The sequence below is a fragment of the Amphritea sp. HPY genome (assembly GCF_050870985.1).
Lineage (GTDB): Bacteria > Pseudomonadota > Gammaproteobacteria > Pseudomonadales > Balneatricaceae > Amphritea.
Genome location: NZ_CP194015.1, coordinates 1042623 through 1063373, shown reverse-complemented (window position 1 = coordinate 1063373; position 20751 = coordinate 1042623). Strand labels below are relative to the sequence as shown.

The 20751-nt window shown below is 50.3% G+C and carries 22 protein-coding genes; 4 read left to right on the top strand and 18 right to left on the bottom strand.

What is annotated here, in order from left to right:
• Window positions 1-175: 175 nt before the first annotated feature.
• Genes kdsB through ACQUQM_RS04505 form a run of 6 tightly spaced genes read right to left on the bottom strand, consistent with a single transcriptional unit; the run spans window position 176 to window position 5660 of the window.
• Complete coding sequence (gene kdsB / locus ACQUQM_RS04530) at window positions 176-940, bottom strand: 3-deoxy-manno-octulosonate cytidylyltransferase (RefSeq protein ID WP_432473298.1); 765 nt, start codon at window positions 938-940, stop codon at window positions 176-178.
• 8 nt (window positions 941-948) lie between these two features.
• Window positions 949-1134: a Trm112 family protein gene (locus ACQUQM_RS04525; RefSeq protein WP_432473297.1), complete on the bottom strand. Its 186-nt coding sequence runs from the start codon at window positions 1132-1134 to the stop codon at window positions 949-951.
• A 41-nt stretch (window positions 1135-1175) separates the two neighbouring features.
• Complete coding sequence (gene lpxK, locus ACQUQM_RS04520) at window positions 1176-2207, bottom strand: tetraacyldisaccharide 4'-kinase (RefSeq protein WP_432473296.1); 1032 nt, start codon at window positions 2205-2207, stop codon at window positions 1176-1178.
• 2 nt (window positions 2208-2209) lie between these two features.
• Window positions 2210-2632 carry an ExbD/TolR family protein gene (locus ACQUQM_RS04515; RefSeq protein WP_432473295.1) on the bottom strand — a complete coding sequence of 141 codons (423 nt, stop codon included), beginning with the start codon at window positions 2630-2632 and terminating at the stop codon, window positions 2210-2212.
• Between the two features lie 14 nt (window positions 2633-2646).
• Entirely contained in the window at window positions 2647-3267 is a 621-nt protein-coding gene (locus ACQUQM_RS04510) for a MotA/TolQ/ExbB proton channel family protein (RefSeq protein WP_432473294.1), read from the bottom strand.
• A gap of 59 nt (window positions 3268-3326) precedes the next feature.
• Complete coding sequence (locus ACQUQM_RS04505) at window positions 3327-5660, bottom strand: DNA internalization-related competence protein ComEC/Rec2 (protein ID WP_432473293.1); 2334 nt, start codon at window positions 5658-5660, stop codon at window positions 3327-3329.
• A 79-nt stretch (window positions 5661-5739) separates the two neighbouring features.
• Here ACQUQM_RS04505 and ACQUQM_RS04500 point away from each other — a divergent pair, with 79 nt between their 5' ends.
• Window positions 5740-6348, top strand: coding sequence for a DUF2062 domain-containing protein (locus ACQUQM_RS04500; RefSeq protein ID WP_432473292.1), 609 nt, complete (start codon window positions 5740-5742; stop codon window positions 6346-6348).
• Here ACQUQM_RS04500 and lolD read toward each other — a convergent pair.
• Window positions 6345-7070, bottom strand: coding sequence for a lipoprotein-releasing ABC transporter ATP-binding protein LolD (lolD, locus tag ACQUQM_RS04495; RefSeq protein WP_432473291.1), 726 nt, complete (start codon window positions 7068-7070; stop codon window positions 6345-6347). The genes ACQUQM_RS04500 and lolD overlap by 4 nt on opposite strands.
• Window positions 7063-8307 (bottom strand): lipoprotein-releasing ABC transporter permease subunit, encoded by a 1245-nt coding sequence (locus ACQUQM_RS04490; RefSeq protein ID WP_432473290.1) that lies wholly within the window; start codon window positions 8305-8307, stop codon window positions 7063-7065. Before ACQUQM_RS04490 ends, lolD begins: the two co-directional genes overlap by 8 nt.
• Window positions 8308-8405: 98 nt before the next feature.
• Between ACQUQM_RS04490 and ACQUQM_RS04485 the strand changes: the two genes are divergently transcribed.
• Genes ACQUQM_RS04485 through ACQUQM_RS04475 form a run of 3 tightly spaced genes read left to right on the top strand, consistent with a single transcriptional unit; the run spans window position 8406 to window position 10136 of the window.
• Window positions 8406-8981, top strand: a complete 576-nt coding sequence (locus tag ACQUQM_RS04485) for a PilZ domain-containing protein (protein WP_432473289.1) — start codon at window positions 8406-8408, stop codon at window positions 8979-8981.
• Window positions 8971-9822 carry a hypothetical protein gene (locus tag ACQUQM_RS04480; protein ID WP_432473288.1) on the top strand — a complete coding sequence of 284 codons (852 nt, stop codon included), beginning with the start codon at window positions 8971-8973 and terminating at the stop codon, window positions 9820-9822. Before ACQUQM_RS04485 ends, ACQUQM_RS04480 begins: the two co-directional genes overlap by 11 nt.
• A 14-nt stretch (window positions 9823-9836) precedes the next feature.
• Window positions 9837-10136 carry a hypothetical protein gene (locus ACQUQM_RS04475; protein ID WP_432473287.1) on the top strand — a complete coding sequence of 100 codons (300 nt, stop codon included), beginning with the start codon at window positions 9837-9839 and terminating at the stop codon, window positions 10134-10136.
• Window positions 10137-10201: 65 nt separating this feature from the next.
• Here ACQUQM_RS04475 and sthA read toward each other — a convergent pair whose 3' ends face one another.
• From sthA to ACQUQM_RS04425, 10 genes are all read right to left on the bottom strand, one after another.
• The gene (gene sthA, locus ACQUQM_RS04470) at window positions 10202-11602 is read right to left on the bottom strand and encodes a Si-specific NAD(P)(+) transhydrogenase (protein ID WP_432473286.1); all 1401 of its coding nucleotides are present in this window, start codon (window positions 11600-11602) and stop codon (window positions 10202-10204) included.
• Window positions 11603-11747: 145 nt separating this feature from the next.
• Entirely contained in the window at window positions 11748-11990 is a 243-nt protein-coding gene (nqrM, locus tag ACQUQM_RS04465) for a (Na+)-NQR maturation NqrM (protein WP_432473285.1), read from the bottom strand.
• Between the two features lie 11 nt (window positions 11991-12001).
• Window positions 12002-13048, bottom strand: a complete 1047-nt coding sequence (locus ACQUQM_RS04460; protein WP_432473284.1) for an FAD:protein FMN transferase — start codon at window positions 13046-13048, stop codon at window positions 12002-12004.
• A 7-nt stretch (window positions 13049-13055) separates the two neighbouring features.
• The gene (gene nqrF / locus ACQUQM_RS04455; protein WP_432473283.1) at window positions 13056-14282 is read right to left on the bottom strand and encodes an NADH:ubiquinone reductase (Na(+)-transporting) subunit F; all 1227 of its coding nucleotides are present in this window, start codon (window positions 14280-14282) and stop codon (window positions 13056-13058) included.
• A gap of 36 nt (window positions 14283-14318) precedes the next feature.
• A complete protein-coding gene (nqrE, locus tag ACQUQM_RS04450; protein ID WP_432473282.1) occupies window positions 14319-14927 on the bottom strand; it encodes an NADH:ubiquinone reductase (Na(+)-transporting) subunit E in 609 nt (202 codons plus the stop codon).
• The gene (locus ACQUQM_RS04445; protein WP_432473281.1) at window positions 14927-15586 is read right to left on the bottom strand and encodes an NADH:ubiquinone reductase (Na(+)-transporting) subunit D; all 660 of its coding nucleotides are present in this window, start codon (window positions 15584-15586) and stop codon (window positions 14927-14929) included. Before ACQUQM_RS04445 ends, nqrE begins: the two co-directional genes overlap by 1 nt.
• 3 nt (window positions 15587-15589) lie before the next feature.
• Window positions 15590-16378: a Na(+)-translocating NADH-quinone reductase subunit C gene (locus ACQUQM_RS04440; protein WP_432473280.1), complete on the bottom strand. Its 789-nt coding sequence runs from the start codon at window positions 16376-16378 to the stop codon at window positions 15590-15592.
• Window positions 16365-17576, bottom strand: a complete 1212-nt coding sequence (locus ACQUQM_RS04435; protein ID WP_432473279.1) for an NADH:ubiquinone reductase (Na(+)-transporting) subunit B — start codon at window positions 17574-17576, stop codon at window positions 16365-16367. Before ACQUQM_RS04435 ends, ACQUQM_RS04440 begins: the two co-directional genes overlap by 14 nt.
• Before the next feature lie 2 nt (window positions 17577-17578).
• Window positions 17579-18916, bottom strand: a complete 1338-nt coding sequence (locus tag ACQUQM_RS04430; RefSeq protein WP_432473278.1) for a Na(+)-translocating NADH-quinone reductase subunit A — start codon at window positions 18914-18916, stop codon at window positions 17579-17581.
• Between the two features lie 326 nt (window positions 18917-19242).
• Complete coding sequence (locus ACQUQM_RS04425; protein WP_432473277.1) at window positions 19243-20679, bottom strand: glyceraldehyde-3-phosphate dehydrogenase; 1437 nt, start codon at window positions 20677-20679, stop codon at window positions 19243-19245.
• Window positions 20680-20751 lie beyond the last annotated feature (72 nt).

The window sequence follows — 20751 nt, the reverse complement described above, 5'->3', positions numbered from 1 at the left end:
AAACTTTTAAGAAAGTTTTGAGAAAATAAAATTAAGTCCTTCAAAATCAGCCTATTACGAACCAGTTCGTGTATTTCCAAGACAAACAAAGAGGACTTTTTTCATAGTTCAGATTTTATGTCAGAATTATTTGGATCTAACGAAGAGATAACAACGTTACCAGCTAAGACCCTGCTCAGGACTCAAACAACTTACGGATGCGCTCCAGATCTTCCGGCGTATCAACACCGGCAGGCGGTAACTCATCGGCCACATCAACATGGATCGATGCACCATTCCACATCGCCCGCAACTGTTCGAGGCATTCAGTCTCTTCGATCGGCGCTGGCGCCCAGCGAACAAAATCATTCAGTAACTTGACCCTGTACGCGTAGATACCAATATGACGCTGATAATTCACATCTGAAGGAAACTGTGACCGCCCGGCCTGATCAGCAAATGCATCCCGCGGCCAGGGAATAGGCGCCCGACTAAAATAAAGCGCCTTGCCATTGGCATCGGCAATCACTTTAACAACATTCGGATTCATCACGCTGACAAGATCTTCAATCGGTTCACTCAACGTCGCAATACTGGCCTCAGGTACTGCAGCAAGGTTATGCGCGACCTGGTTAATCACCCGGGGCGGAACCAGCGGCTCATCACCCTGTACATTGACCACGATATCATCAGCATAAAACCCCAGACTATGAACCACTTCCTGCAGCCGGTCCGTTCCGGATGGGTGCTCAGACGACGTCATACAGACTTCAGCACCAAAACTGACTGCAGCATCCGCGATACGCTGATCATCGGTGGCAATAATCACTCGCTCCGCCTCACTCTGCAGCGCCCGCTCATAGACATGCTGAACCATCGGCTTGCCGGCAATATCAGCCAGCGGCTTGCCGGGAAAGCGGGAAGATGAAAAACGCGCAGGTATAACAACAGAGAAAGCCATAATCGATCCTATTTCTTCAGCCGTTCATCAGAATTTAAAGTGCGCGCCTCAGATTCCAGCATTACCGGAATATCGTCACGGATCGGATACGCCAATCCAGAACTGCGACAGAACAGCTCATTGGTTTCTTTATTCCACTCTACTGGCGCTTTGGATACCGGACAAACCAGTATATCGAGAAGTTTCTTATCCATATATTTGCCTTTAATTCTTTCTTATAACACTTATATAACGCTTACTTACTGGAAGAGCGCGTCAACTTTTCCCGCAGCTGCAACTCAAAACCTTGCTCCAGCTGCGCGCCCACCTGAAGATACCAGGCATTCCTAAGCTGCATATGATCGCACTTTACGGCATCTTTTTCAGTCATTATGAGCGGCAAACCATCATCAAACTGAAGCTCATCGATACGAAACTGATGATGATCAGGAAATGAATGCTGCTGCAGCGTAAAACCGACATTGGCCAGACTGTTATAAAAACGCTGGGGATTACCGATACCGGCAACGGCATGAACCTTACGCTCACCCTGCCACTGATCCATCCCGACAAACCTCTCACCTTCAGCATGCTTTGCTGAATCCGAACCAACCGCTTGCAATCCAGCAACCCGAATCTGCATAACACTGCATTTTGTCTCAATATCCGGCTGCACAAGCGAGCGCTCTGGTTCACCGTTAAACACCACCAGATCAACATCATCCAGACGGCTCACTGGCTCTCGCAGCGGCCCCTCCGGAAGGCAACGAGCATTACCAAAGCCTCGCTTCGCATCAACAACTGCGATTTCAATAGTTCGACCCAAAGCATAGTGCTGCAGGCCATCATCACTGATAACAAGATCACAATCAGTTTGTTGCAGGAGTAATTTTGTTGCTGCGACACGATCAGCATCGATTACCAGAGGCACACCGGTACGGCGCACAATCATCAGCGGCTCATCACCCGCTTCGGCAACGCTGGAACCGGCAGTGACAAAAAATGGCTTACAAGGAGGTTGCGCCCGATAGCCACGACTGACAACACCCGGTTTATATCCCTGCTGACGCAGCCAGTCGATCAGCCAGATAACCAGAGGGGATTTGCCGGTACCGCCAACACTGATATTGCCGACAATAATAACCGGCACCGGCGCAGTCCAGACCGACTTTGTACCGTGCTGATATTGCTGACGCCGACGTCTGGCAAGAAAACAAAACAACCTTTCCAGAGGACGCAACAAAACCAGCCAGGCACTGCTTTTATACCAGGCCGTTTCAAGACTCACGATTACTGCTCCGCCTGGTGCTTTTGCGTTGTAATACTCAAACTGGCAAAGCCCAGCCTGCCCGCCACGTCCATCACGGTCACAACCGCCTGATGCGGCGTATCGGCATCAGCAGAGATGATAAATGGCAGCTTCCGGTTATCACCGGCCTGATCGACAATGGCACGGCGCAACGTCTCAGGCTGATTATTAATCAATCCGTTACCATTGACGCTGTAACCACCTTCCACATTGATTACCACTTCCACCACTTCAACCTGCGCATCAACCACCTCTCCTTCAGCTTCAGGCAGATCTATTTGCAGATGAGTCTCTTTAGTAAACGTGGTCGAAACCATAAAGAAGATGAGTAACAGAAAGACAACATCGATCAACGGTGTCAGGTTAACATTAACCTCTTCAGGCTGTTTCTGTCGGAACTTCACTGCCCTGTCCCCTTCTACTCGTAATCAATTTCACGTTCGCCATGAACTACTTCCACCAGCTTAATCGATTCCTGCTCCATCTCGACAAGCAAAGACTCGATCCGGCGCTGGAAAAAACGGTGAAAAATCAGCGTAGGTATTGCCACAGAGAGCCCTGCTGCGGTTGTGATCAAAGCCTCAGAGATACCACCAGCAAGCACATTCGCATTACCCGTACCTTGTAACATGATCTCTGAAAACACTTTAATCATGCCGATAACTGTACCCAGCAATCCCAGTAATGGCGCGATCGCAGCGATAGTGCCTAGTGGATTCAGGAAACGCTCAAGATGATGAACCACATGATGTGCGGCCTCCTCAATACTCTCCTTCATAACCTCCCGGCCATGCTTTGAATTATTGAGGCCTGCAACCATAATCTGGCCCAGCGAACTTTGGTTGCGCAACAACTGCATTCTTTCGGGAGTAAGCTCACCGGCACGGACCAGCTGCCAAACATCAGACAGCAAATGACCCGGCGCCACACGACTTTTCTGCAGCACCCAGAGCCGCTCCAGACAGATCGCTAACGACAGAATAGAACAGCCGATAATCGGCACCATTAACCAACCACCTGATTGAATCAGTTCAAACACCTGTAACCCTCCTTAAGACTGGCCATACTCTACCATAGAGGCCTACGCCAGAATAGATATTAACTACCTGTCCAGTAACGCTTTTTTTGCTGCCGAAACGATTCGCTAACGCATCCCGTACCACGCTGCTGCAAGATAATTGCACCAGCTGTTGCAGTGCTCTTCCAACGCGCCCCAATTGCTTCAACCCGGGCAATTACTTCGGCTGCAGGGTGACCATACTGATTAGCCAGTCCGGCGCTGAAAAACACCTCCGCCGGGCGCATTTGCCGCAACCAGGTAAGATCCGTCGAAAAACGACTGCCGTGGTGCGCAGCGACCAGCCAGTCGAGCTCAAGACCGGGATATTGTTGCAGAATCTGAGCCTCTATTACGCTCTCTACATCCCCGGGGATTAACAAACTGCAGTGTTCGCTCTCTACTAACAGTACACATGAGAAATTGTTTTCATTTTCTATCGCCGGATGCTGCGGCTGAACATAACTGAAACGAACGTTATCGTATTGCCACGCCTGCCCACTCACACAGGGCTTTGCAGCAAAACGGGAGCGCCATGACGGGCTCCCGGATTGAAGATTCCTGATCTCGAATCTCTTTTCGATATTAGCATAGCCACCCGAATGATCATTATCTGAATGACTTACAATCAGACGATCTATCGCCTCTACCGAGAACGACTGCAGCGCTGGAATAACAGTATAGAGCGCAACACTACCGCCACTTCTGAAGCCTGCACCGGTATCATATAGCACCGTACGATTGCGCGTTTCGATCAGCACCGCAAGCCCCTGCCCGACATCAAATATCCAAACCTTGAACTGACCATCAGGCAGCGCTGGTTGCGACACATTCAATAGAGGTAAAAACATAAACAGACCTAACCAGCGAAACACCAGCAATCGCGGCAATGCCAACAACATCACGCCGCAAATCGCTAACATAACCCCGCTAAAATCTGGATCAGCTGAGACAACACCCTCCCCCGTACCCACGACCACCACTAACCCCTGCCAGAAGAGTTCAACGAGACCGTCGAGAACAGGCACAGAAAAACCAGGTATAAACAGCCCGAGCACCAGTAATATCAATATTCCGGGTAGTAATATAAAGCTAAGAAACGGGATCGCCAGCAAATTTATCAGTGGCGCCCAAAGCGCCACACTACCAGTATAAAACAGCAACCACGGCAACAAACCGATGAATATTAACCACTGACTATAGATCAGCTGACGCACTCTCCCTGCGCGACCTTGCCCAACCTCCGCCGACGTTGCACAAAACAACACAGCAACCGCAGTAAAGGAAAGCCACAGACCCGGCTGATGTACACTTAACGGCTGGATCATCAACACTAGCGTCAACGCTAACCACCAGCGCTTCCAGAGCGTAAATACAACACCCTTTCCACTAAGAAGCATCGGCAAGAACAGCGCGCAAAGCATAATCAACGCCCGCTGGGTCGGTATACTGAATCCAGCTAATGCTGCATAAATCACACCGGCAACAATCGCCAGTAACACCCGGGGACCACGCAGATCTATCGCCAAAGGTATCCACCGCAATGCCAGCCTTTGCAGAAAAGCCGCTGAGGCATACCCCAACAAACAGACAATACTGATATGCAGGCCACTGATAACAACCAGATGCACAGTGCCGCTTTGCCGTAACAGATCCCACTCGAGCTGACCAAGTGCGCTCTTATCGCCGAGTAACAGCGCCTTCAGCGTCGCAACACTTCGCTGACTCAAACCTATCTCCTGCAACCCGATCAACGCAGCATAGCGCAGCCGATCAAGCGACCAATGGCTGTCGGTCAACCGCATCGGAACAGGCTCAGATACGACATAGCCGCGTGCATCAATACCCTGCTGGAACAACCAGCCGGTAAGATCAAAGGCGCCGGGATTACTTAACCCAACAGGCGGTTTTAGCCGAACACTGAAACGCCAGCGCTGCCCGGGTTCGACCCTATGCTCAGCCCTGTACCAGTTCAGGCGAATTTTTCGTAAATCAGCCACACCTGCCGTTTCGACTTCTATTACCTCGACCTGAAACAGGAATTGCACCCGCCCCTGACTGTTCTCCCGACCATTCTTCTGAACCAACCCAGGACTTAGCTTAGGCAGACCGAGCACTTCACCACTCACCACAAGATCAGTCGGAGATGAATCAAGCGGCATGCGGTGAGCAAGATTCCAATGCCCCCAAAGTCCGGCATAACAACAGCCCAGCAATAACCAGGCAATGCTGCGAAATAAAACATTTCCATACAGGAAATTTCTATTTATAACAATCAGATAGACGGCAAAAACAGTGCCCGAGATCAATATCCAGACCGCTGGCAAATCAGGCAGAAACGCCACTACGATTATCCCTATACAAATTCCGATCATCCTTGATCTCACCGGTTGGCTTAGGGGAATTCTGTGGGCATAATATAAATCCCACGAAGTAACTATAAGTGCGTCACCGATGCCGCGCAAATTGATAAGAAAATACATGCCGGATGAGCATAAGCTCAAGTCAAACCGCTACCTCAGCTGGCTGGGTGATCATATTCATGACCCTAATCTTTGGCACCTGACACGTAAATCCGTTTGTCGGGCGTTTTTTGTTGGCCTGTTCTGCGCTTTTATTCCACTGCCCTCACAGATGCTGATCGCGGCGATCATCGCACTGTTTGTGCGCAGCAACCTGCCGATCTCAGTTGGCCTGGTCTGGATCACCAATCCGATAACCATTCCGCCGATGTTTTATTTTGCTTACTGGGTAGGTACGCTGATTCTGGGCAGCCCACTGCAGGACATTCAATTTGAACTGAGCTGGGAATGGTTTACCAACGGCCTGTCTGCCATCTGGCTACCACTTATTGTCGGCTCGATGGTTTGTGGCATCGTATCCGGTGGTCTTGGCTACTTCCTGATGCAACGTTTCTGGGTATGGCACGTCAACCACAGCTGGAAAAAAAGAAGGTTTAAGACTAAACAGGAAGAGGTCTGTCTGCTGCACACTGAAGACAGCGAGGCCGAAGCAGAGCCCCATGACCCTGCTGCCAGCGCAAACAACAAAACAAAAGACTAAGTATTAATTGGCAGCAACAAGCCATCTTTCAACTCTAACACCCGCCCCTGCTGCTCAGCCAGAGCATGATCATGGGTAACCACAATAAATGAGATGTGAAATTCCTGGTTCAATTGCTGCATCAGGAGCTGCACATCCTGCGCCGTATGCCGATCAAGATTACCGGTTGGCTCATCCATCAACACGCAGGCAGGGTTAGTCACTAAAGCCCGCGCGATAGCCACACGTTGACGCTCACCACCACTCAAGGTGGCAGGCTTATGCTCAATCCGATGCCCCAGACCAACTGCTTGCAACAGCTCTGCCGCCTGTTTTCGAACCTCTGGTATAGCAACACCTCTGATCAGCAACGGCATCGCTACATTCTCAAGCGCGCTGAATTCAGGCAACAGGTGATGAAACTGATAAACAAAGCCCAGGGAACGGTTACGTAACTGCGCCCGGGCGTTTTCATTAATATTGTAAAGCGACTTATTGGCGACCAGCACATCCCCGGATGTAGGGGTATCTAGTCCGCCCAGCATATTCAGCAGCGTACTTTTACCGGAACCAGAACTACCAATAATGGCCAGTCTTTCACCACGTTTTAACTGCAGATCTATGCCATTAAGCACCTCGACAGGCGCAGCCGTATCACCATAGGTCTTTCTTAACTGACGACACTCAAGCACTAAACCGTTATCCTGGATTTCAGAGCCGTCACTCATAGCCTGATCACTCATAACGCAGCGCCTCTGCAGGTTGGGTTCGCGATGCCCGGTAAGCCGGATACAAGGTTGCCAGAAAACTGATGCTCAGTGCTGTAATAACGATAACCGCTACATCACTTAAATTAAGCTCCGATGGCAGGTAACTGATGAAGTACACATCGGCATTGAGGAACTGAATGCTGAAGGTCTGCTCAACCCAGGCGATGAGGTCACTGATGGTCAGCGCAAGCACGGTACCCAGAGCCGTCCCCAAAAGCGTCCCCAGCACACCGATAACCGTGCCTTGCACCATAAATATCCGCATAATTCGACCGGGCGTCGCGCCCAACGTACGCAGGATAGCAATATCTGCTTTCTTATCGGTAACTACCATCACCAGCGTAGAAACAATATTAAACGCCGCAACAAAGACAATCAGAAAGAGTAGCAGGCCGATCATTTTCTTTTCCAGCTGGATCGCCTGAAACAGATTGCCATGGGTACGGGTCCAGTCACTGGCCCGATAATACTGTCCAAGATCTTCGATTATCTGACGAATGCGATACGGTGCTTCAAACAGGTTTTCAAACTGCAGGCGCAAGCCATCGACACCATCGGTCATGCGCTTGATTCGGGCAGCATCGGCGATATGAATATAGGCCAGATTGGCATCAAGCTCGGCGCCCACTTCAAATAACCCGACCACATTAAACCGTTTCAGGCGCGGAATCACTCCGGCAACACTGATAGAAGCCTCAGGCAACACGAGCGTTATCTTGTCCCCCAGGGAAACCCCCATAGAACGAGCCAGCAAGCTGCCGAGTACAATGCCGTAGCTTTTCGGCTCCAGCGCCTCGAGACTACCGGCCTTGATGTGCTCGTCAAGTATAGAGATTTTGCTCTCAAGCTCCGGGTCAATACCATTGATCAACACACCGCGAACGACGCCACGATTGGTCAGCATCCCCTGCGCCTGAATATAGGGCGCAGCACCCACAATACCGGGCTTCTGAACTACCTGCTGTGATATTTCCTGCCAACTGGTTAGTGGCTGACCGTAATCGGAAATTGTCGCATGGGGTACCATGCCAAGGATGCGGTCTTTCAGTTCACGGTCAAAACCGTTCATGACCGAAAGCACAACGATGAGCGCAGCAACACCCAGCATCAATCCCAGCATCGAAACCAGTGAGATAAATGAGATGAAATGATTACTGCGTTTGGCTGCGGTATAACGCAACCCGACATAAATAGAGAATGGCTTAAACATGGCACAGGATTAAATCACAGCCAGTGAAATTTCTCTAACAAAATCAGAAGAATATTCGCTATACTCGATAAAAATGACTCTAGCCTGAGGACTGAATTTTGGATCAGGAACGCCGCCAGTATTTTCGCATCAACGGTAATGTTTCACTGGATTACAAAGTAGTCAGCAAAACTGAAATGGAACGGGGTATGTTCCCATCTCAGTTTGAAGTATCGCCATTCTTTACTTTACTGAGTCAGTTGCAGGAGCTGGATCACGACAGCAATTACCAGTTGCGGAAAATATCTCAGAAAGATCCGGCCCTGGCCCTGTTTCTTGAATCCCTCAATGCCAAGATTGATGCGATTGCCAAGGTAGTTGCCGCCAATGATATGGACTTTGAAAACCTCTCCCGCCAGAACATCAATCTCAGTGAAGGCGGCATGAGCTTTGTCAGCAACGAACCGGTTCAGGCCGACAGCTACCTCGCGATGAAGCTGGTCTTTGAAGACAACCTCACCGGCCTGCTGGTGTACGGTCATGTGCTGCATTGCGTTGAGCAGGAAGAATACTTCAAGATCGGTATCGAATTTACCGATATGCCGGAGAGCAGCCGTACCATTGTTGCCCGCCATATCCTGTCCTGCCAGGCAAAAGAACTGCAACAGCAAGACCAGGACGACGGTGAACAATAACAGCAGCGCCAGCGACCTGATCGAGAGCCTCGAACAACTTCAGACGAGGCTCAATGGCTTTGCCGCGCAACTCGCATCAAATCAACTCCCCTTCTGGTTGCCGGGCCTGAAACCGGCTAATCTCAGCAGCGCCGCTGCACTATACAGTGATATCTGGTACCGCGATGGCCGGGATGGCCGCACCACAATCAGCCATCACGGCCTGATCGGCGCAGACGCAGCACTGATCAAACAGGCGTTACTGGTCAATCAGGCGAAGTGCGAGTTTCAGCGACACGCCACCCAATACCGCCTAAGCAAAGACCTGCCACTGCAGCAACAACTCCACCTTCGCAGCGAAAAACTCGCGACACTGCTGCATTTTCAGGGCGCGTCACGGCTGCACCTTAAACAGTGTTACCGGCATATCCCGGTGCTTGAAACAGCGCCAGTTAAAATCGGCTTCAGCTGGTATACCAGCGGCCGCAGCATCAAGAAACTGACACCGCAACAGGCCCTCGACCGGCTTATGAAAATGGACACCAGTCAGACCCATATTCAACGCCAGATAGAGGCCGTTGGCAGACTGCGCCCCGGCGACCTGCTGGCCCAGATCCAGACACTGGCACCGGTGATACGCGCCAACATGCTCTGGAAAGAGCAGGATCAGCTGATCCGTAAAGCAAAAAACATATCCCTGCCAATTCTGGTTGCGCTTAACCCTGCAAATCCGGTGCTGCCCGAGTATAATGAGCCACCTTTATCACCACCGGATACACGCAGCCGACTGGAACGCAACGATCTCAAAATAGACCCGGACCTGTTCCTGCCCAGCCTGCGTGCGCACCGCTACCTTGGTTAACCGATTACAACACTATGCCTGAAACCAGCCACAACAAAGTTCTGCACCATATCGCGACCGGATTCGGCCTGCTTGGCCTGTTTGGTTACTACCTGCTGATGGAGCAGACCGGATTCCACGAGTGGATCACCGCCCTGCTGCCAGAAAAATACTCAGGTTCAGGCCTGATGCTGGCGATCATGATTACTATGACGCCGGGATTCTTCTGCTGGAAATACTACAATCGCTGGGTCGAGAAAACCCTCGGCGTGAAAGGCAAGTACTACGAAGACGGCTTCTATAAAGAGCCGGAGAACAAGTCAGATAAGAAATAATACTGTCACAAAAAAGCCGCTCAGATGAGCGGCTTTTTTAACTCTACCATCGGAAGCCAGAAGCTTTACAGATTGGCAATCCGGTTCAGACCCGCTATCGCAGCTACCCGATAGGCTTCGGCCATGGTCGGGTAGTTGAAGGTGGTATTGACGAAGTAGTTAATAGTATTCGCCTCACCTTCCTGATTCATAATCGCCTGGCCGATGTGCACGATCTCGGAAGCATGGTCACCGAAACAGTGAATACCGAGAATCTCCAGGGTTTCACGGTTAAACAGGATCTTCAGCATACCCACCGGCTGACCGGAAATCTGCGCCCGGGCGGTATCTTTAAAGAACGCCTGCCCCACTTCGTAGGGTACTCGTTCTTCAGTGAGCTGCTCTTCAGTCTTGCCGATTGAGCTGATCTCAGGAATGGTATAGATACCGGTAGGCACATCATTGATGTAGCGAAAATCTTCTGCACCAAGCAAGTCAGATGACGCCGCGCGACCCTGGTCGAGTGCAGCAGAAGCCAATGCCGGCCAGCCGATCACATCACCGCAGGCATAGATACCTTCACACTGGGTGCGATAGTGGTCATCAACAACCAGCTGGCCACGACTGTTCGCTTCAAGGCCAATATTTTCCAGCTTCAGCATGTCAGTATTACCGGTGCGGCCGTTACACCAGAGGAAGGCATCGGCGCGAATCATCTTACCGGACTGCAGGGTCAGGGTGACACCGCGCTCGTCTGCTTCAACTTTTTCATAGGATTCGTTGTGACGAATCTTAACTGCGTTATTACGCAAGTGATAGCTCAGGGAATCTGAGATTTCAACATCAAGGAAAGACAGCAGACGATCCATAGAATCGATCAGGTCAACCTTCACGCCCAGACCACTGAAGATCGAGGCATATTCAGAACCGATAACACCGGCACCGTAGATAATCAGAGTGCGGGGCGTATGACTCAATGTCAGAACGGTATCACTGTTATAGATACGCGGATGCTTGAAATCGATGTCGTCCGGCGTATATGGACGGGAACCGGTAGCAATGACAACATTCTTGGCGCGTAGCATTTCGTCGCCCTTCACAGTGCCTTTTACCAGTATGGTATTCTTATCCTGGAATTCAGCCTGGCCGAAGAACAGATCGATACGGTTACGGGAATAGAAGTTAGTCCGCATCATCACCTGATTGGAGATAACTTTTTCCGCGCGCTTGAGCACTTTAGGGAAAGAGAACCAGCGCGGCTCGCCTATATCACGGAACATCGGGTTAGTATTGAACTCGATGATCTGTTTAACCGAGTGACGCAAAGCCTTGGATGGGATCGTGCCTTTATGGGTACAGTTACCACCCACGGAGTCTTGTGATTCTATAACGGCGACACGACGGCCTTTCTTTGCCGCATTCATCGCCGCGCCTTCGCCGGCAGGACCGGAGCCAATTACAATGACATCATAGTCATATACAGCCATCACTTTCCCCTAATAATTGATTATTTTTTAGCACTTTACTTACTGCATACCGCAATCAAACACACCCCAGGTAATGAATAACACCTGAGTTCTGAGCATAACCACTGCCACAGGTCACATACATTAGCCTTTATAATGAAGCAGCTTATTTAGCAGCGCCTTTAACCTCATAAGACATATCGGCAATCTCGGATTTCTTCTGCTGACGCTCTTGCTCTTCATCACATTTCTGCGGGTTGCCGCCACAGATTTCGCAATCACCATCGATGCCAACATTGGCAAGCCCGCCACACGAGCCGGCAATCGGCTTACGCCCCATAATCACGCCGACCGACATCGCAATTACAACACTGATCAATACAACAAACGTTAAAAGCATAGTACCCATAGTTCTTTACCTCATTGCACCAGGAATTTGCTAAATCCAGGCGTCATTATTTCCGTAAAACCTGTATCCGTTTTGACAATCAACAACGCTTCTACACCCTGCTGACTTGCAAACGCTTCTGCCCTTTCCGGCCCCATTACCATCATAGCAGTGGCTAGTGCGTCAGCGCTGGCGCAATCATCTGCCAACACGGTAACCGACGCCAGGCGATGACGGATCGGTTTACCGTCCGCAGGGTTAATGGTGTGGGAGAAGCGCACACCATTTTCTTCAAAATAATTGCGATAGTCGCCTGATGTTGCGATACCGACATTGTTAACGGCGACTATACGCTGTATTTGACGGTCACCAATGACCGGCGCTTCAATAGCGACTTTCCAGCTGACACCGTCGGGTTTAAGGCCTTTAGCCCGCAACTCTCCGCCAACTTCAACCAGATAACTGGTAATGCCTTTCGATTCAAGCTGTCTGGCGACGCGATCAACGCCATAGCCTTTTGCGATAGCCGACAGATCGATATAGATATCGCGCTGTTTGAGCAATGTTGCCTGCTGCACATCAAAATCGAGATATTGATAGCCAACCCGCGCCATCAGCGTACTGATCTCATCATCAGCGGGCGCTTTAATAATCCGGCCATCTGGCCCGAAGCCCCACAAATTAACCAGCGGGCCTACAGTGACGTCAAACGCACCGTCAGATTTCTGGCTAATTTCTAGAGCCCGTTGTAACACTTCAGCAAGACCTGCAGACACTGTAACTGAGCTTCCCGCCGGCAATTGATTAATCCGGGTGAGTTCAGAGTTAGCCTGATAGGTAGACATGCTGTTATTCACATCAACCAGAACCTGGTTGATAAGGGAAGGCAGCTCAGCATCGATCGAGCTGTCAGAAGAAACCCACTTAACGGTAAAGGAGGTTCCCATTGTCATGCCGCTATGACTGACAACGTTAGCAACCGGCTTGGAACAGCCAGTCAGAAAGAAAACAGGCAGAAACAGAGCGGCCAGCAGCAGAGCTGCCGGCCACCGAATTCCTTGTCTGAAAGATACAGACATCAGAATATTAGCCACCGAAGTCGTCAAGGAAGATATTTTCCCGTTCAACACCCAGATCTACCAGCATCTGGATTACGGCCGCGTTCATCATTGGCGGTCCACACATGTAGTACTCGCAATCTTCCGGCGCGTCATGGTCCTTCAGATAGTTCTCATACAACACATTGTGAATGAAGCCTGTCATGCCATCCCAGTTGTCTTCCGGTTGCGGATCAGACAGTGCCAGATGCCACTTAAAGTTTTCATTTTCAGCGGCCAGCATATCGTACTCTTCGTTATAGAAGCACTCACGCAGGGAGCGCGCACCATACCAGAAAGAGATCTTACGCTTAGAGTTCAAACGCTTCAGCTGGTCGAAGATATGAGAACGCATAGGCGCCATACCTGCACCACCACCGATGAAGACCATCTCGTTATCGGTATCTTTAGCGAAGAACTCACCAAATGGTCCGTAAACGGTAATCTTATCGCCTGGCTTCAGGCTGAATACGTACGAAGACATGATGCCCGGAGGTACATCGGTACCCGGAGGCGGAGAAGCGATACGGATGTTGAACTTAACAACACCACGCTCTTCCGGGTAGTTGGCCATGGAGTATGCACGAATAGTGTTTTCATCCACTTTCGAAACATAACGCCACTGGTCAAACTTATCCCAGTCACCGCGGTACTCTTCCTCGATATCAAAGTCTTTGTAATGCACTTCGTGTGGCGGACATTCAAGCTGAACGTAACCACCGGCGCGGAAGTCAACGTTTTCGCCTTCAGGCAGACGCAGGGTCAGTTCCTTGATGAAGGTTGCAACGTTAGGGTTAGATTCAACCGTACATTCCCACTTCTGAACACCGAAGATTTCCTCTTCGAGTTCAAGCTCCATGTCCTGTTTAACTGCAACCTGACAAGACAGGCGCCAGCCCTCTTTAGCTTCACGCATAGTGAAGTGAGATTCCTCAGTCGGCAGCATTGAACCACCTCCGTCGAGAACCTGACACTTACACTGGGCACAGGTACCGCCACCACCACAGGCAGACGGGATAAAAATACCCTTCTCTGCCAGGGTCTGCAGCAGCTTACCGCCAGCAGGTACTGTAATTGTTTTAGCGTCGTCTTCGTTGATGCGAATGGTCACATCACCGGAGCTAACCAGTTTTGATCGGGCTGCCAGAATTACCGCGACCAGTGCAAGCACCACTGCGGTAAACATGACAACGCCGAGAACGATTTCTGCATTCATTAGCTAATCCTTCCTTTAGTTAATCATGTGACAGCTTTACAGCTGTACGCCGGAGAAAGACATGAAGCCCAGGGACATCAGACCAACAGTAATGAAGGTGATACCCAGACCACGCAGACCATCCGGTACGTCGCTGTATTTCAGCTTTTCACGGATACCTGCCAGGGCTGTAATCGCCAGCGCCCAGCCGACACCAGCACCGGTACCATAGACTACAGATTCACCGAAGGTGTAGTCACGCTCTACCATAAACAGTGCAGCACCCATGATGGCACAGTTTACGGTGATCAGCGGCAGGAATACGCCCAACGAGTTGTATAGTACAGGTACGTACTTATCCAGGAACATCTCCAGAATCTGCACCATCGCCGCAATTACGCCGATGTAAGAGATGTAACCCAGGAAGCTCAGATCTACTTCCGGATAGCCGGCCCATGCCAGTGCACCTTCGCGCAACAGCAGGTTATAGATCAGATTGTTTACCGGGGTGGTGATCGCCAGTACTACAATTACTGCGATACCCAGACCCAGAGAGGTCTGTACCTTCTTAGAGATCGCCAGGAATGTACACATCCCCAGGAAGAAGGCCAGTGCCATGTTTTCTACGAAAATCGCCTTAACGACTAGGCTGATGTACTGTTCCATTACACAGCCTCCTTCTTAGAGTTTTTCGCCAGTTCGAACTCAGGTGCTTCAACCTGATCCTTCTTGAAGGAGCGAACCAGCCAGATGAAGATACCAATAATGAAGAACGCACTTGGCGGTAACAGCATCATACCGTTAGCCTGATACCAGCCACCGTCAGTTACCAGAGGCAGCACTTCAATACCGAACAGTTTACCGGCACCGAACAGCTCACGCAGGAAACCAACAAAGATCAGTACCACTCCGTAACCCAGACCGTTACCGATACCATCCAGGAAGGAGATTCCCGGAGGATTCTTCATCGCGAATGCTTCGGCACGACCCATTACGATACAGTTAGTAATGATCAGACCAACGAATACAGAAAGCTGCTTCGAAATATCGTAAGCGTAGGCTTTCAGGATCTGGTCTACCACGATTACCAATGATGCAATGATCGCCATCTGACAGATAATCCGGATATTACTCGGAATCTGATTACGGATAATCGAGATAAACAGGTTAGAAAACGCTGTTACAACGATTACCGCCAGTGACATTACAAATGCAGTACCCAGGTTCGATGTTACCGCCAGTGCGGAACAGATACCCAGGATCTGCAAACCGATCGGGTTATTGGTAAAAATAGGTCCTAACAGGACTTCTTTAGCTTGAGACATGAGTTACGCCCCCCCTGCTTTCAGGTTTGCCAGGAATGGTGCATAACCATTCTCGCCCATCCAGAACTGAACCAGGTTGGTAACACCGTTTGCTGTCAAAGTCGCGCCAGCCAAACCATCAATCTGATGCCTGGCATTCGGATTAGCGGGATCAACAGCACCCTTGATCAGCCCCAGCTCTGGCACCATTGAGCCTGCAGGATATACCTCCTTACCAGGCCAAACCGCTTTCCAGTTCGGATTATCGACTTCGCCACCTAGCCCAGGAGTTTCTGCATGAGAGTAGAAACCCAGACCTACAACAGTATTAAGGTCACTTTCCAGCGCAAGGAAACCGTACAAGGTAGACCAGAGGCCGTAACCGTGTACCGGCAAAATCACCTTATCGAAGCCAGTCTCACTTTCGCCTTTAACCAGGTATACAGGCATAACTTTCGCCTGATACTTGATAGATGCGATATCAATGCCACGCTCCAGAGCGACACCAGTGTCAGACTCTTTCGCCGCTTTCTTGGCATCGTAACGCGCCGGATCAGACACTTCAGTGTACTTACCGGAGCGCAGATCAACGAAGCGCTTCTCGATCACCTCACCGAACAGCGCCGGAATATCTTTTCCTGCAGTGGCGATACCAGCTGCAGCCAGGATATTGGTCTGACGGTCAAGGTTCTTGTTAGCAACCTGTAGAGGCTTGAGCAGTACTGCTGCCGCGGAAACTACAACGGAACACACTACACACAGCAAAACAGCTACGGTAATCGTTCTACCGATAGAATCTTTACTTGCTGACATTGCGCAAGGCCCTCCGTTTGATGTTTGCCTGGACAACAAAGTTGTCGATCAGTGGTGCAAACAAGTTAGCGAACAGGATCGCCAGCATCATTCCCTCGGGGAATGCCGGGTTAACCACACGGATCAGAACGACCATCACACCGATCAGTGCACCGAAGCACAACTTACCGGTATTGGTCATAGAAGCTGAAACCGGATCGGTCGCCATAAAGAACATACCGAAGGCAAAGCCACCCAGAACCATATGCCAGTAGAATGGCAAAGCGAACATAGGATTAGTATCGGAGCCGATCAGGTTGAACAGGGTCGACATCGCAATCATACCCAGGAGTACACCGGCAACAATACGCCACGCGGCCACTTTAGCGATCAGCAGCACCAGGCCACCGGCAGCAATTGCCAGAGTAGACACTTCACCAACAGAACCCTGAATAGTACCGATGAAAGCATCGAACCAGGTAATATTCTGCGCCAGGATAGCGTCAACACCACCCATAGCTGCCAGACCCAGAGGGGTAGCACCGGAGAAACCATCAACCGCCGTCCAGATCGCATCACCTGACATCTGTGCAGGATATGCAAAGAACAGGAATGCACGACCAGTCAGCGCAGGGTTAAGGAAGTTTTTGCCGGTACCACCGAACACTTCCTTACCGATAACCACACCGAAGCTGATACCCAGGGCAACCTGCCACAGTGGAATATCTGGCGGCAGAATCAGCGCAAACAGGATAGAAGTTACGAAGAAACCTTCGTTGACTTCGTGGCCACGCTTCATCGCAAACAGCACTTCCCAGAAACCACCTACAACAAAAGTAACAATGTAGATTGGCAGCCAGTACATAGCACCGTGGATAATGTTATCCCACAGACTGTCCGGGCTGAAGCTGGTGAACATTGCTGCCAGACCGCCCTGCCAGGAAGTCGGCTCGGTAATACCCAGGGCAGCCATTGCAGTATTTGCCTGCAGACCAAGGTTGTACATACCGAAGAATACCGCCGGGAAGGTACAAGCCCAAACCAGGATCATCATCCGTTTCAGGTCAACCGCATCACGTACGTGGGACGCAGCCTTAGTCACATGACCCGGAGTGTAGAAAATAGTATCGGCTGCTTCATACAGCGCATACCAGTTTTCATACTTGCCGCCTTTATGGAAGTGCGGCTCCATTTTATCAAGAATATTTCTCAAGCTCATGATCAGGCCTCTTTCTCGATACGCGTCAGATTGTCGCGAAGGATCGGGCCGTACTCATACTTGCCAGGGCAGGCAAATGTGCACAGCGCGAGGTCTTCTTCGGCCAGCTCAAGACAGCCAAGCTCCATCGCATTCACGATATCACCGGTTACCAGAGCACGCAGCAGCTGCGTAGGAAGAATATCCATTGGCATCAGTTCTTCGAACTGTCCAACAGGAATCATGGCCCGCTCAGATCCGTTAGTCGTCGTCGTAAAGTCAAACTTCTTAGACGGATTCAGGAAAGAAGTGAAAACATTCAGCACGGAGAACTTATTGGCACCAGGTACCAGCCAGCCCATCAGCTCACGTTCATTACCTTCAGTCAGCACAGTAACCTGGTCAGCATAACGACCCAGATAAGCTAAAGGACCATTAGCAGCAAGGCCGTTCCATACTGAACCACTGATAACACGGTTGTTATCACCTTCAGTACGACCCGCCAGCACAGCGTTCAGGTCAGCACCCAGACGGGTACGTACCAGCGTTGGCTGCTTAACCTTAGGCCCTGCAACTGCAATTACCCGATCAGTATAAAGCTGGCCAGTGGTAAACAGCTGACCGACAGCGATCACATCCTGGTAACCGATAGTCCAGACAGTTTTCTGCTGGGAAACCGGATCAAGATAGTGGATATGTGTACCTGCGTTACCTGCCGGATGTTTACCGGCGAATTCTGCAACAGTCACACCATCGGTAGTTGGCACGTTCGCACCATCAGCTTTACACAGATATACCGCGCCTTCAGTCAGGCGTGTCAGCAGTGACAAGCCATTTGTGAATGCTTCGCTCTGCTCTGCAATAACCACTTCAGGGTTAGCAGCCAGAGGATTAGTATCCATAGCGGTCACGAAGATAGACGCAGGCTTAGAGCCTGGTGCCGGAACCTTGCTGAATGGACGTGTACGCAGAGCAGTCCAGAGACCGGATTTAACCAGATTATCCTGTACCTGCTCAGCTGTCAGAGAAGACAACTCAGATGCTGCATACTTATTAAATTCTATCGCGTCATCGCCATCAATTTCGATAACTACAGACTGCAGAACTCGACGTTCTCCACGGTTGATCTCTGTGACCACACCCGCAGCAGGTGCAGTGAAATCAACACCTTCAGTCTTTTTATCAGAAAAGATAACTTGACCGAGTTTTACCCGATCTCCCACCTTGACCCGCATCGTAGGCTTTAAGCCTGCATAATCGAAGCCGATCACGGCGACGGACTTAACCTCAACAGCTGCAGAAACAGCCTGTTCAGGAGCGCCCGTTATAGGTAGATCCAGACCCTGTTTGATCTTGATCATCCGCCTCACCCAATAACTATTATAATTATTCAGGATCCCATCCTGCAGGGCAATTAAGCCTTCAGCCCTGCGACACTGTCCCCTGATGCCACAAACTGAAACTAAAACCCAAGCAACGGACGGGATAACCCCAACCCAAAAACCGGTTAAGTATAAAGATCGGGAGGTAAATTTTCTACAAAACCGTCTGCCAAACGGCGGTTTTAGATCACTAATACGAGGATACTAATAGAACTTTAAGGAATATAGTTATACTTAAAAGGAATTAGCAAAAAAACCCAATAAAAAACCGCCCCTTAGAGCGGTTTTTCTTGATATTCCTCAGCTTAGCGCTTTGCTTTCGGGAACGCAGGTAGCGTGCACTGAGCCATACGCTGGGCCAGACGAATCACCTGACAGCTGTAACCAAACTCGTTATCGTACCAAACGTACAGTACGCAACGATTGTCTTCAGCGATAGTCGCCAGTGAATCAACAATACCAGCGGCACGGGATCCAACGAAGTCAGAAGATACAGCCTCCGGCGAGTTGCTGTAATCGATCTGCTTCTGCAGCGGCGAATGCAGCGCCTGGTCACGCAGGTATGCGTTCAGAGTCTCTTTATCGGCCGGGCTATCCAGATTCAGATTCAGGATAGCCATGGATACGTTCGGCGTAGGTACGCGGATCGCATTACCTGTCAGTTTACCTTCCAACTGAGGCAGAGCCTTAGAAACAGCCTTTGCAGCGCCTGTCTCAGTGATAACCATATTCAGGCCAGCAGCACGACCGCGACGATCACCTTTATGGTAGTTATCGATCAGGTTCTGGTCGTTAGTGTAAGCGTGAACAGTTTCAACGTGACCGTTAGCTACACCGTACTTAGCATCCAGCGCTTTCAGAACCGGCGCGATAGCGTTTGTAGTACAAGACGCAGCAGACAAAATATTATCATCGTCAGAAATATCAGCGTGGTTAACACCCATAACGATATTCTTGATGCCTTTACCTGGCGCAGTCAGTGCAACCTTCGATACACCTTTAGATTTCAGGTGCAGAGACAGGCCAGCTTCATCACGCCAGATACCAGTGTTATCCAGTACCAGTGCATTGTTGATACCGTAAGCGGTGTAATCAACCTGATCCGGACCATCGGAGTAGATAACCTTGATCAGATTACCATTAGCAATGATCGCCTGGTTTTCTTCGTCAACCTGGATAGTACCCTTGAAAGAACCATGCACAGAATCACGACGCAGCAGGCTGGCACGCTTTTCCAGATCTTTAGCAGCTTTACCCTTACGTACTACGATTGCACGCAGACGCAGGGACTGACCACCACCGGTACGCTCGATCAACAGACGCGCCAACAGGCGGCCGATTCGACCAAAACCGTACAGCACGACATCAGTCGCTTCAGCTTCAGCACCGCCAATCGCAGGAGCAAGCTCTTCAGCCAGGAAGTCTTCCAGTGAAGCGCCATTACCCTCTTCACGGAACTTAGCTGCCAGCTTACCGATATCCACGTGTGCATTTTTAACATCAATGTTATCCAGCGCTTTCAGCACAGGATGAGTATCAGCAACTGATAACTCCTGCCCTTCAACCTGGCGCACAAAACGGTGTGCTTTCAGCACATCCACAACAGAACGCTTGATAACAAGACGGCCGAAAACGGAGGTCTCAACGTTCTTATCACGATAGAGACGACCGACCAGCGGTATCATCTCTTCAGCTAATGCTTCGCGACCTTTCCAGTCAGCTAACACTTTATCTTGGCTCACGGCACACTCCAAAATGGTAGTAGTCAAATTAAGCAGTCAATTTTTACTGGTCCGCATTATCCCCTTTTCCGC

What these genes read in the sequence shown, in the direction of transcription:
- nqrF (WP_432473283.1), bottom strand. Translation starts at nt 14,282, where the DNA reads ATGAATGCAGAAATCGTTCTCGGCGTTGTCATGTTTACCGCAGTGGTG.
- ACQUQM_RS04440 (WP_432473280.1), bottom strand. Translation starts at nt 16,378, where the DNA reads ATGTCAGCAAGTAAAGATTCTATCGGTAGAACGATTACCGTAGCTGTT.
- ACQUQM_RS04460 (WP_432473284.1), bottom strand. Translation starts at nt 13,048, where the DNA reads ATGTCTGTATCTTTCAGACAAGGAATTCGGTGGCCGGCAGCTCTGCTG.
- ACQUQM_RS04445 (WP_432473281.1), bottom strand. Translation starts at nt 15,586, where the DNA reads ATGTCTCAAGCTAAAGAAGTCCTGTTAGGACCTATTTTTACCAATAAC.
- ACQUQM_RS04525 (WP_432473297.1), bottom strand. Translation starts at nt 1,134, where the DNA reads ATGGATAAGAAACTTCTCGATATACTGGTTTGTCCGGTATCCAAAGCG.
- ACQUQM_RS04475 (WP_432473287.1), top strand. Translation starts at nt 9,837, where the DNA reads ATGCCTGAAACCAGCCACAACAAAGTTCTGCACCATATCGCGACCGGA.
- ACQUQM_RS04430 (WP_432473278.1), bottom strand. Translation starts at nt 18,916, where the DNA reads ATGATCAAGATCAAACAGGGTCTGGATCTACCTATAACGGGCGCTCCT.
- nqrE (WP_432473282.1), bottom strand. Translation starts at nt 14,927, where the DNA reads ATGGAACAGTACATCAGCCTAGTCGTTAAGGCGATTTTCGTAGAAAAC.
- ACQUQM_RS04490 (WP_432473290.1), bottom strand. Translation starts at nt 8,307, where the DNA reads ATGTTTAAGCCATTCTCTATTTATGTCGGGTTGCGTTATACCGCAGCC.
- lolD (WP_432473291.1), bottom strand. Translation starts at nt 7,070, where the DNA reads ATGAGTGATCAGGCTATGAGTGACGGCTCTGAAATCCAGGATAACGGT.
- ACQUQM_RS04435 (WP_432473279.1), bottom strand. Translation starts at nt 17,576, where the DNA reads ATGAGCTTGAGAAATATTCTTGATAAAATGGAGCCGCACTTCCATAAA.
- ACQUQM_RS04500 (WP_432473292.1), top strand. Translation starts at nt 5,740, where the DNA reads ATGCCGCGCAAATTGATAAGAAAATACATGCCGGATGAGCATAAGCTC.
- ACQUQM_RS04505 (WP_432473293.1), bottom strand. Translation starts at nt 5,660, where the DNA reads ATGATCGGAATTTGTATAGGGATAATCGTAGTGGCGTTTCTGCCTGAT.
- sthA (WP_432473286.1), bottom strand. Translation starts at nt 11,602, where the DNA reads ATGGCTGTATATGACTATGATGTCATTGTAATTGGCTCCGGTCCTGCC.
- nqrM (WP_432473285.1), bottom strand. Translation starts at nt 11,990, where the DNA reads ATGGGTACTATGCTTTTAACGTTTGTTGTATTGATCAGTGTTGTAATT.
- kdsB (WP_432473298.1), bottom strand. Translation starts at nt 940, where the DNA reads ATGGCTTTCTCTGTTGTTATACCTGCGCGTTTTTCATCTTCCCGCTTT.